The organism is Glaciecola sp. XM2 (assembly GCF_018595715.1).
Lineage (GTDB): Bacteria > Pseudomonadota > Gammaproteobacteria > Enterobacterales > Alteromonadaceae > Glaciecola.
On sequence record NZ_JAHEOJ010000014.1, the window covers coordinates 16464 to 29348 of the forward strand.

Sequence of the window (12885 nt, forward strand, 5' to 3'; positions counted from 1 at the left end):
TCCTTATGTAAGCACGAACGTTTAAGCGCTAAACAATATCTTAGGACTCACCGTCACCACAACCTTTGTAATATTGCCACTGCGAGTGAATAGCTCGGTCGCCTGCTCTGCAGACAGTCCCATGTGAGTGTTATTTATCTGGCTACCGTCGCGCATGGTTAATGTCGTCTTTGAATCGCCCTCACGTAACTGATAAACAAAAGGTACTTGACACCAAGTAAATGCCAGCGTACCTCCGGATAAGTCCAAACACTGCCATTCATTTGAGGTGTCTAGGTACCAAAAATCGCGCGACTCAGTAATAAACTCCTGTTTGCGCAACAATGAAGGATTAATCGTTACTTCTCCATCGTGCAGCATAATGCCTAACTCGGTAAAGCGACTAATAAGCTCTTCTTTGACTTGCCCCGTCATGCCCGGTTGCTGTGCACCTGCATGTTTTGGTGTGTGAGAATAAGGGTCGGTTGGGAAGGCACCATATTCTCCCGGAGTCTTGTTAAATCCTATCCCCTCTCTGACTTTGTAATACAGCGTACCAAGGCGATGAACAATGGTAGCGCTTTCATTTTTGGTCAAGGCTTTTACATAATTTTCCGCTAATGCCAGCAATAGCTTAGATACCATGTGCCAATACACGCTTCCCAATCCTTCAAAACCAAACATACCACCAGAACGCCCGGTAAATGATTGATGGTCAAAGGTTTTTTCGTAAAGCGCTAATATTGCGTCTTTTTCACTTTCCAGTTTTGCGTATTGCTGAGTCATAGCCTCTAAACGCTCACGCAGTTCACTCTTATTAACGAGGGCGGCATTAAATCGCACCGCACCATTTATATCAGTCGCAATGAGCTTCTTGTCGCCATTTTCTAGCATGAGCTGTAGTGAAGAAATCGCAGAGATCTCGTGTTTGTCAACAAGGTTCTTGTGCATGAACTTTGTTTGTGGACGATCAGGGTAGAGTAAGAAGGTCTTTTGATCTGGCCGGTAAATGTCGCTGTTATAAAGCGCATCGGTAACCTTCACTACCTGCTGTGCATCAAGTAATCCTGAGCTTAATGCTGCGACTTGCCCCTCTAACATCGGATATAGCGTGTTTACCCTCGCCTTATGACCCTCTATTTCCAGTAGGTTGTATGCCTGATAAAGGCCGTCCTCGCCAATACTATTATTGATGGTGTGGTCGATGACGGTAAGTGAGTCTGCTAATAAGGCATGCACATCGCTAAGGTTGACGCTTGTCAAAGAGCTAAAACCCTCTTGCTCATAAACCTTCAATCGATAATCACTGGCAGCGCGCCCAAGTTTATCAAGCGCATCGTATCGCAGTTCAGGGGTGACGGGTGCACCCGACAGTAAGGGAACAACGCCTGCCAATGTCGCCTTTGTGTCGTGTAACCAGCGAGCGACTTGTGCTGATAAACTCATATCGTCGGTTTGCTGTTGCAATAATTTTTGCATAAACGAAACATAGCGACGCAGATAGTTAAGGGTAACCATCGATAGGCCTTGGCCTACTAACGCGTTATTTGCATCATTCCATTCTGGGCGCTGCGTATTGAGCCATAAGCCACCGTCAATGACCAAGTTTCCTAGTTTTGATAGTAGCGGAACTAAGAGCTTTTCTAGCAAGTTCACTAGATAGACTTGGCCGTTGGCATCAAGCAACAATTTGCCATCGGCACCCATAGTTTGAGTGCGCTTTTCAATTTTATGTGCCAGTGCTTCATCAAACACAACCGTATCTTTGGCGTCTTTGAGCAGTGCATCAAAGTCTTTAATGCGATAGGGGACATTCGCATAACAAAAAATACGTTTACCCAACATGTTTTGCAGACGGTTTGGATGAAAGTGCTGTGACATTTCGAGCATCTTCAACAAATAGATAATTTGATGATCACCCCAGTAGCCTATATAACTCCACGGATCATCTGGCTCCTCTACTTCCCAATCGATTCCTTCTTTGGTAATACGATAGGGATTGTAACCGTCAATGGTACTTGCGTTCACAAACTTGGTAATAATCCCTTCAATGTACTCTGGGTAGCTAAAAGAAAGAGCCTCCCAGTTTTGGAAGATATCACGCCAATTCCCCTCATAACCTAACAGTGGCTCGCCATCAGCGTCTTGAAGCTTGATCAAAAATTGATTCCAAGGACGGCTTGGGTCGCCATGTCTGCGGCCGAAATATATGGGCAGATATTCCATGGTGAGACGCTCTAGTTGCGTATCACCTTGGGTAAGCACTTGTGCGTGTAAATCAGATAACGATATAGAAGCAGGTAAAGATGCGAGGAACGCTTTGTGCTGTTGGTAGACCTCTTTATTGAACACTTCAATATTGCTAATAAAATCTTTGCTGACAATGCGATACTGGTCATTGAATATGCCACCACGCAATACGTTAAACAGCGTGTTTGCATAATGGTGTACACTAACGTTTTCTTCATTAGTCGCTTGAAATCCATCGGCCGCGGCCATGATGGACGATAGTTTTTTACTGCCTTGTGCAACAGACTGAGAAATACTATCAGCAAGTTGTTCAGTGTTCTTGCAGCTATTTTGTAGTTCAGCAATTTGGGTCTGAGCTTGCTCTATATTTGCGACAATCATCCACTCTTGCTTAGCGTTAGCAGGCAAGGTAAGCGTTTTGTTGACAAAATAAGCGCCGCGAATGCCGCGTTTATCCTGTTCTGTGGAAATAGCTTTGCCTTGCTTAAATAAGGCAAGTTGATTTGCGCTTAACAAGATGGTCGGGCTGTCTAAACCCATGGAAAATACCGTGGTGGCTTTGAGCGCTTCACAAGGTTCGGCGCGGTCGGTAATGCCCGAATAGAGGCTGTACAAAGCAATGGTAGAGGAGGGCAGTAGCTCTGACCATTTATATGCATCCACCAAATTACTCGACACGGTTTGGGTAAACTTTGGTGTTCCTGCTGGTAAGATGTTTTGAAGCCCATCGAGGACATCAATCTGCCTCTGGGCAGAACCTGCATTGACTAGCTCGCAACGCCTGACGAAGCCAAACTTATTACTTGTTTCCCAGTAATATCTGAATGTGATATCAAGGTCGTGATTAATTTCTTCAAAACACATTTTGTTGCCAAGTGTGCTCTTATACAAATTTTGTTGAGTCGAAAAAATGCCATCGTGCTCACGGTTAAACGGCTCCCACCTAACAATCTTACCGTTATGAGATACTCTTAAGATAGTCTTGCTACCAGTATTGAGATAATCGTCGTAAATTTTATCCACGCACTCATAAGGAAACAGGGCTGTCTCGGAGGACTCTCTACCTGCAGTCAACGCGCCGTTTGATGAAATAAACATCCAATGATCGTTGTCTGAAATCAGGCTAATAAAAAACGTAGGAATTTGGTCGACGTTTTCAATTAAATAATACCGCTCGTCGTTAACGGTTACAAAGGTGCCGTTCACTTCGCTTAAGTTTTGTGTGTCGCTAAGATTATGATTGTTCATTGCATTCCCATTTTTAAGCCGCTCACACCTCTACAGGGGCAGGCTTAAAGCTCTTGGTTTTTATTATTGTTTTATTTCTAATTGGCGTTTGAGGCATTTTTGGCCTGATAATTTATGTAAATTACCAGCATGCGCCTAGCTTCTCAAACACAGTTATATCTTTCTTCGTTATTTATACCTAAGGCTTAAAATTCACCACGTCGTTCAATTAATTTCTGTTTAATTTCGTGCGCTTTTTCTTCGCTAATATCATATTTCCACATGACCGCGATCGCCAGTGCTGCGGTGCTTGCAGGGATAATAATATCTGCAAGCCTCAACTGTGTCATCGTCTCTGCGGTTTGTGTGGCAACACCCGCATCAAAACCAACAAACTTTAACACTATGCCACTTAAAATAAGGGCTAGTGCTTGTCCTAACTTCACCATTAACCAATAAATTGCAGCAAAGGTGCCCTCTTTTCTTGGCATGCCGTTGTTTAACTCATCGAGGTCACACACATCTGCCGTCATGCTCAGCATGAGGGTAAACAATCCGCCGATCCCAAATGACATTAAAGGAATTGGCATGAATATTAACCATGGGTTTTCAGGGTTAAAGCCGTACCATTTTAATGCATAGCCAACGATTGATATAGCGGTGGAGATAATAAAAGCGTTTCGTTTGCCCCATTTAGTTGCCATCCAGCTCACAATGGGGATGACTAAAAAGGCTGTCATGAAAGCGCTTACAGTAGAAAACCAAGCAGGCCACGATCCGGTAGCACCGTAATCACCGTTAAACATATGAAAAACGATGATAAAATAGCTAAATGACGCGACTAATTGAAAACCGTTAAACACAAGAAACGTCGCTGAGCATAACTTTACAAAAGCGGTGTTGTTAAAGGCTTGTGCAATACTTTTAAATATCGCCAATACGTTGCTGACAATGTTGCTAAAAGAGATTTCTGCACGGTTTTCAATATTTTTACTGTCTATGCCTTTGCAAAAAAGCCCCGGAACAATACCTAAAACAATACATACACCGGCAACATAAATAGCTAGATGGCGAACCCCTTCAGCTTGGGTTTCAAATAAGTCTGGATCGGCAATCATGACCCAGAACCAAGGCACTATCATCCACGCAATTTGACCTAAAAACTGAGACATTGCCATAAGGCGGGTGCGTTCGTTGTAGTCAGAAGTCATCTCATACCCAAGGCCCACAAATGGTGTCGCAAACATGGTATTGCCGACAGTGAAGGCAAGAGAAAACAGTAAGATGTACCAAAACGTATAGTTTTGAGAGTTTTCTGGGTCAAGTTGCCAGAGTAACGCGAAGCAAGTACCACTTAGGATTGCACCAATCACAATATAAGGGCGCCGTCGTCCCCATCTAGATTTCGTATTATCAGTGATAAATCCCATAATCGGGTCGGTGATAGCATCAAACAAACGCGGAAGACCACCAAGCAAACCAGCGAGTACTGGGTCAACGCCAAATGCCGTTATCAAAAAGAATGCGAAGATACCCAAGGCGGCCGGAAGCAGGTTTAATACGAGCGTACCGGTCCCGTATGCGGCCTTTTCGCCAAACGGTATGCGGTCTTTAGCAGCTGTTTGATAATGTGACATGCACTTTTACGTCCATCTTTAAATTTCATACATAATATGACATTTGCTTTTAATGTTGTAGTAAGATTACGACAAATTTGTTAATTTTGACGTATTATTGCGTTAAATCGGACAATATACTGAAATTCTACGACGAAGCGGTTTAATAGTAGTACCGTTTAAAGAATCATAAGATACTTGGTTGCCAAGGGCTGAACGTAATTTCTGCACTCGGTATTACATCCCTCAATCAACTTTTATCCTGGATGAGTCAAAATGAAAGTACTTTTTGCAACGGCGCTATTGTTGGCAACTATTAGCTTTTCAACACAGGCAATTGAAATGACATCACAACCTAAAACACCCTCGCAAACGGATCGCGTTTTCGAACCTATGATCAATGACAAATGGATTGGATTAGGCATTGCCTATGGCTCATATCGTGATGGAGAGAGCCCAGATAAAAAAAGTGTTTCTTCTGAAGCGGATATTTTAGAAGACATGTTATTGCTGACCTCGGGCACAGGCATTTCATGGCACCTTATCCGCATGTATGCAGCAGACAGCGCGAGTGAGGCGGTATTGAAAACCATTCGTAAACATAATTTGCCTGTGCGCGTTATGCAGGGCGCTTGGTTGTCATCAACACAAACTGATGAAGAAAATGAGCGTCAAATTTCAGAAGTTATCAGGTTTGCAAACGAGTATGAGGACATAATCGTTAGCGTTAATCTTGGTAATGAGATATTTGTGGATTGGTCTGCACACAAACTTCAGGTTGATGAGATTCCGAAGTACATCGAATGGGTGAAAAAAGTACAAGCACAAACAAACGTGCCTGTGACCTTGGCAGACGACTATAACTTTTGGAACAAGCCTTGGAGTCAAGAGGTTGCACAAGCGCTCGATTTTATCGTGCTTCATGCATATGCAATGTGGAATTCTCAAACCCTAGAAGATGCAGTGCCGTGGACGGAAAAAACATTTAACGATATTCAAGCCCTGTTTCCGAACAAGCAAATTGTACTAGGCGAATCTGGTTGGGCAACAAGCTCTATTTCTAGTAACGGCGATGAACGGCTCATTATTGGTGAAGCAAGCGAAGATGCGCAAAAAATCTTCTTCGATGACTATACAACATGGTTAGCAGACAATCGCATTGTATCGTTTTATTTCGAAGCGTTTGACGAAAAATGGAAAGGCGGAGAAGACAAACCAGATGGTATTGCAGAAAAAAATTGGGGCGTGTTTCGCTCTGATCGCACGCCTAAGAAGGCAATAGAAGATAAGCTTTCACCCCAGTAACTCTCCTTGTGCATCGAGCATGTAGCAAATGTGTTTTGGTAATTTGCAAACGATACGTGTCATACTTTGAGTCAGATATGATAGCTGCCTTTATTTATCCAATTAAATAGAGGCAGTTCAAGGCGTGACATTTTAATGTTTTGCCAAAAACACGTTGTTTAACCCGTTTATATCCCGCTCACCTCAAAAAATACTCATCTCATCTGTTTTCTCGTTCAAGCCTCGCGCAACTCTGTAGTATGTAAACGTTATGAGGTGTTTATGTTAAATAATCGTTAGGAATAAAAAATGAGAACAAGCGCAAGGTACATGGTCTTTTTACTACTGTCGTTTATCATCTTGGGCTGTGGCAGCAGCGACAGCGATGATAGCGCTGCTGATACGGTACCACCGGTCATTTCATTGCTAGGCAGCACAAATGTTTCCTTGACGGTGGGTGATGCCTATCAAGAACCCGGTAGCACGGTTTCTGATAATGTTGATACCGGATTAACGGCCTCGGTATCGGGAAGTGTAGACACCAGTGTAGCGGGAACTTACACGCTAACTTATACTGCAATCGATTCGTCTGGCAACTCAAGCAGCGTTACCAGAACGGTTATTGTAGAAGATGCACCTGACACTTCGCCACCGTTGATTACCTTAATTGGCGAAGCGGTGATCACACTTAGTGTGGGTCAAACTTATACAGAGCAAGGTGCTAATGTTACCGACAATGTTGATACAGGATTAACTGCCATAATCACCGGTGACGTGGATACTAGCGTCGCTGGCTCTTATACAATTACCTATACCGCTACCGATAGCGCTAATAATGAAGCTAGTATCACTCGTATGGTAAATGTTGATGCTGCCCCACAAGCAGTAGACAATGCATTTATATTTCATTCTGAAAGTAACGATACGTTTTTTATGGAATTTTGGGGAGATACATGGTCTTCAGGTACTCAGTATACAGACCGGCCGGCAGATACTACTTATGCTAAAGCATTAGAAATTACTAAGAGCACCGGTTGGGGAACGGTGATTGCGTGGGGCAATCAGCCTCAAAACGCTGTTGATATTTCAAGTTTTACCCATGCGAGATTTAAAGTCCGCACCGGCACATTTACAGGTGTTGATGTGGTAGTACAAAGCGCTACACAGCAGCAATCTCAAGTTGTATACAACTTTTCATCTGGTACGGATTTGGGAAATGGCTGGATAGAAATGGAAGTGACCCTGCCAGGTTTTAGCGATATGACATGGTTTTCATTAAACTTTTTAGGCGATGCAGGCACCACTATATTGCTTGCTGATGTCTACTTCACAACACTAGAGCCTCAGCCGGTTACCGGTCCTCCTACAAGCGCACCAGCGCCTCCAAGTTTTGCAAATGATGAGGTGGTAGTGCTTTATAGTGACTCACTAGCACAAGATAGCTTTATTGGTGTTTGGAATGCGAACTACTTTAATGCGCCAGTCTATTCAACAGGTGACATAAATGGAAACAACTTTGCCAAGTATACAATTACTGCTGGCGGCACAAACGGTGGAGTTACGGGTCTCGAATTTGGATTTGAGAACGGTGAATTAGATGCATCCGAGCATACTACATGGAACATGGATATTTATATTGAGCCAGGTATAACTCAGGTTGAAGTGCAGCTAGTATCTAGAGATGGTGGAGCCAAGCAGACATTTATCAACCCAACTACTGGGTCTTGGATTAGTTTAGAACTGCCCTTTAATGAACTCGTGGACAACGACGGTGCCGGCTTTGACACGCTTAACAGCAGCATACTTCAGCTAATTGTTATACAACTCTGGGGAGAAGAGGGGAAATCTGTTTATGTCGATAATATTTACTTTTCAGGTGTTTCTGTATCTTATGATATGACCGTAAATGTCGTTAACGAATCGAATGCACCTATTGCAAATGCTGCTGTTAAAGTAGGGGATATAAGCGCTAATACTGACGTAAACGGCAATGCTGTTTTAACCTTGCCTGAAGCGCAGCACAAAGTAATTGTTGAGGCTAATGGCTTTGGGGCAGCGCAAGATAATCAAGTGATTGGCGGAGGTGACGCGAGTTTGACGATGACCTTATTGCCCTTGAACCCGGGGCCCTCGATAGCTGCGCCCATTCCAACAGCGACTAATGATGAAGCCTTTGTACTTTTCAGCAATGCGCTTAATTTAGATAAACCAATATCGTTTTGGAATGATGACTTTTTTAAAGCGCCACGCTTTTCTCTCATTAACATTGCTGGGGACAGCATAGCTAAATTCCAAATTATTCCTGGCGGTGAAAGCGGTGGTATTACTGGCATTCAGTATGGCATACAAGGTGGCCCCGTAGATGTATCAAACTACACAGGCTTGCGGTTTGATTTATATGTCACTTCGGGTATCACACAAACTCAATTCCAAGTGATACCATCTTACGGTAACGCGGGGTTCTCTTCGGTGCAAACATGGCCGACAGATCAATGGGTAACGGTAGAGTTACCCTTCTCTGCGCTCAGCAGCGATGTTGATACATCCAGCTTAATTATGTTTAGTGTGCAGTTGTGGGGCACGGCGAGCGACTCAGTATATCTAGACAATATTTACTTTTATCAGTAATAAGGTCATCGAATGTAAGGCCCTCTTTATGATAAAGAGGGCTTTTTATGTGTTGTAGAATGATGCATCTGATGGCTTGTATGTAAACATCTGTTATCTGTTATCTGTTATCTGTTATCTGTTATCTGTTTCTTATGTTAAGCGTCGAAAAACCCCTGATAACACTTCTCAATTTTTAAAGGTTGTGTAATGCGACTTTGATAAATACCTCAAGACTTTTCATCAAACACCACATTTTTATAAAATATAATCGTCAATTTGATTTTATAGCGTATCCTAACCGTCGCGATGGTATTGTTGAAGGGGAGGGTACATCGCTACATGTATATACGATGCAAACCAACTATTTTGTTGAACACTTGATGAATAAATAAATCATACTAAAAGTGATTTACGAGGTTTATCGAAACCGTTTTGATTTTTAACACTAACACTAACACTAACACTAACACTAACACTAACAATAAGAAGGATGAAAAAATGTCATATCCAAAATTAAAAATTGCACTTGTATTGTCTACTTTATTTCTAACTGCTGCGTGCACTGAGCAACAAGAAGAGTCCGTAGAAGAGGCACAGCAAGAAGCCAGCACCGAAATTGAAAACGCGATGGAAACGTCGTCTGAAGCGCTTGCAGAAGGTGCTGATGCCGCTGAACAAATGCTAGAAGAAGCAAAAGCTTCTGCTGACGAAGCAGTAGACGCTTCTAAAGAAAAAGCGGATGAATTAGCAGCCGAAGCAGAAAAGTTAAAAGCTGAAGCCGCAGATAAAATCAAACAAGCGTGTATTGAAGCGAAGAAAAAAATAGGTGCTGATCCAGCAAACTGTTAACTTCGGTGAGTTATGAGGTCACTTGAGTGCTCGCATATCCTAAACTGCGAAACACCAGAGCCTTTTATCTACTGGTATTATTGAAGCGTAATTATTTCGCAATATAAGCAAAAAAAGGGTTCACAATTAAACGTGAACCCTTTTTTAATTTTCAATCACTAACCCGTGTGAATAAACACGGCTGCATGGCTATTGAGCGGTAATCACCACGTTGTCAAAATAAGCGGTAACTTCACATCCCGCTACTGCGCCACATGCAGGTTGAAGCAATATTGCTACGCCCCACTCAGTATCGGAGCCAGCTGTTACATTAAAGCTGTAATTAGTCCAACCTTCGGTGGGTACGGTAGTAACCAAGTTATCGGTTTTACTCACACCAGATGGCGCCTCAGTAAACAATAATGCATTTACCACACCACCATCTGACGCTGCTCCCCTCATATCAAAAGAAACGGTCAAGGCTTGTCCTGGTGTAATAACGCCCTCACCAATGCGTGATTGTCGAATGAATGGGTTCTGTGCCTCTGGGGCGACAATTTTAACTAAACTAGTCCCCAAATCGTCAGCCTCCACAGCAATGTCAGCACCTTCTGCAAGCCAATTTTCTAAGGTGCCTGTTTCAAATCCTCCGTTAAGCACTAAACCTGTATCTCCAACATCAGCAATACCCGCCGTAGGGCCTGCTGGCTCGCTGCTTGTGCCAAATGAATTCCCATCTCTAAATATCTTGACGTTATCGAGTCTAAACACAATGCCATCCGCAGCAGGACTAAACGCTGGGAAAACCATAATCAAGTCGATACCTGATTGGTCTAAAAAGCCTGTTAGGTTGTCTAGGTCAAAAGTGTATGTCTGCCATACGCCCACTTCTGGTGCTGAGTGTGCTTCATTAGCATTGCTCAACGGTAACTCAATGAACTGAGCGCCATTAGCATTGCTTTCGATTTTCAGTGCCCAGGGTTGCGCTCCTTCAGGACCGTTTTGTACCAGTTTCAAATCAAACTGCAAAACGCCTGTAGCGGTGAAACCTGAAGCGTCAAACGGCGTGCCGTCTACCGCACCATCAGCTGCACGAGTCGTGAAGCCAGCAACGGTGCCACCGCCAGTATCGATTGTAAATTCCATTACATCCGCTTTGGTAACGTCTTCATCTACAACTACCTGACCGGTTGAAGTAGCGTTGCAACATAACCAAGACGCCCAATCGGCACGTTCAGCTGTTTCATACACAGTCAATGCAACATCTGTAGGTGCTGCAACTTCTTCAGGCGGTGGTGGCGCAGTAGCTCCGTCCTCTAAGATTCTTACATTGTCTAGTCTAAACACGATGCCATCTGCAGCAGCCGTAAATAATGGGAAAACCATGACTAAATCGATGCCTGATTGGTCTAAATTTCCAGATAAATCAGATAGATTAAATGTATAGGTTTGCCATACACCCACTTCTGGTGCTGAGTGCCCTTCGTTAGCTGCAGTCAAAGGTAGCTCAATGAATTCACCGCTTTGCGCATTACTTTCGATTTTCAGTGCCCAGGGTTGTGCACCTGCAGGCCCGTTTTGTACTAACTTAAGATCAAACTGTAATACACCCGTTGACGTAAATGCTGAAGCGTCAAATGGCATACCACCTACCGCACCGTCAACTTCACGTGTGGTAAAGCCAGCAACCGTGCCGCCAGTGGTATCAATTGTAAACTCCATGACTTGATCTTTTGTTGCATCATCATCTGTAACCACTTCACCTGTTGAGGTGGCATTGCAGCAAAGCCATGATGCCCAATCGGCACGTTCGATGGTTTCGAAGATACTTAATGCAACCGCTGCGGAGGCTTCTGCAACGACAATAGTAAAGCTTTGCGGTGTTGAGTCAGTGCCATCGCTAACAGACAATTCTACAGGGTAGTCTCCAGCGGCATCAGGCGTACCTGATAATATGCCAGTGCTGGTATCAAAATCTGCCCAGCTAGGTAGGGTTACCGAAGAGAAGCTCAGTGTATCGCCAGCATCTGCGTCTGTAGCGGTGAGCGTATAGCTGTAACTACTTCCAACGGTGCCCATGGTTAGGGCCGTGCTAGTAACCACTGGAGCAGAATTAGGCACAACCGCGGCTTCTACCGTTATAGTAAAACTTTGGTCAACACTTTCAGTACCGTCTGAAACGTTAAGCACAACTGCGTTTTCACCAACGGCTTCACTATCTGGCGTACCACTTAATACACCTGATGATGCCTCAAAAGTTAACCAGCTTGGAACGGTCGTCGCTGTAAATGTTAATGTATCACCTTCTGCGTCAGTAGCTGCAAGCGTATAAGTGTACGCTTCATTTTCGGTAGCGCTTGTTACTGCGGTCGATGTGATACTTGGTGCAGTATTAACAACAGGTGCAGCAGTTACAGTGATTGTAAAAGTTTGCGTCACAGTGTCTGTGCCGTCACTGACTGTTAAGGTTACTTCTGCGGCGCCGACATCAGTGCTTGCAGGTGTACCGCTTAGCACACCCGTTGCAACATCAAAACTTAGCCAGGCTGGTGCGCTTGTTGAAGCGAGTGTTAAGGTGTCGTTATCTGCATCACTTGCAGTAAGTGTATATGTATACTCTTGACCTTCTTCAGCGGTGGTGACTGCATTGCTGTCTACCGTTGGCGCATTGTTCGTCGGGGCCGGTGGTGGCGCAGGTGGCGGTGGCGGAGGTTGCGCTGGTTCATCATCGTCGCCGTCGAACAAGTCACAGGCACTCAGACTGAGAGCGAGACTCGAAATCAACAACACCCGTGTAAATTTATAAACAGTACTTGGTTTGTTCATGCTTTTTCCCTTTTATTTTTAGTCCACAACGCTTTTTAAGTGAAGATGCCATCGCGATTAAATGTCATATCGATATAGACTGAGATGCATGTCACTTTGACGTCGTGCAAACGTGATAAGTAAAATAGGTAGTGGTCAGCGCAAATATTCACTTCTCATACATATCTTATTAACATACTGACAATATAGATTTTACAAATGGCAACAAGGCAAATGCGTTGAAGTGAACTAAAAGAAGGTTGAATAGGTTTTCAGCGCAACGAAC

The 12885-nt window shown here is 43.7% G+C and carries 6 protein-coding genes; 3 read left to right on the top strand and 3 right to left on the bottom strand.

Annotation, left to right across the window (positions count from 1 at the left end; genetic code table 11):
* Positions 1–21: 21 nt before the first annotated feature.
* On the bottom strand, positions 22–3477 hold the full coding sequence (locus tag KJ365_RS00550; protein WP_214449676.1) for a 1,3-beta-D-glucan phosphorylase, GH149 family: 3456 nt from the start codon (positions 3475–3477) through the stop codon (positions 22–24).
* 185 nt (positions 3478–3662) lie between these two features.
* Positions 3663–5093, bottom strand: coding sequence for an MFS transporter (locus tag KJ365_RS00555; RefSeq protein WP_214449677.1), 1431 nt, complete (start codon positions 5091–5093; stop codon positions 3663–3665).
* A gap of 255 nt (positions 5094–5348) precedes the next feature.
* Here KJ365_RS00555 and KJ365_RS00560 point away from each other — a divergent pair, with 255 nt between their 5' ends.
* The 3 genes from KJ365_RS00560 to KJ365_RS00570 all read left to right on the top strand — a co-directional run bounded on the left by KJ365_RS00560 (position 5349) and on the right by KJ365_RS00570 (position 9815).
* Positions 5349–6377 (top strand): glycoside hydrolase family 17 protein, encoded by a 1029-nt coding sequence (locus KJ365_RS00560; RefSeq protein WP_250883959.1) that lies wholly within the window; start codon positions 5349–5351, stop codon positions 6375–6377.
* 288 nt (positions 6378–6665) lie between these two features.
* On the top strand, positions 6666–8984 hold the full coding sequence (locus KJ365_RS00565) for an immunoglobulin-like domain-containing protein (protein ID WP_214449678.1): 2319 nt from the start codon (positions 6666–6668) through the stop codon (positions 8982–8984).
* Positions 8985–9464: 480 nt separating this feature from the next.
* A complete protein-coding gene (locus KJ365_RS00570) occupies positions 9465–9815 on the top strand; it encodes a hypothetical protein (protein WP_214449679.1) in 351 nt (116 codons plus the stop codon).
* A 189-nt stretch (positions 9816–10004) separates the two neighbouring features.
* Here KJ365_RS00570 and KJ365_RS00575 read toward each other — a convergent pair whose 3' ends face one another.
* Positions 10005–12620, bottom strand: a complete 2616-nt coding sequence (locus KJ365_RS00575; RefSeq protein WP_214449680.1) for a putative Ig domain-containing protein — start codon at positions 12618–12620, stop codon at positions 10005–10007.
* Between the last annotated feature and the right edge of the window lie 265 nt (positions 12621–12885).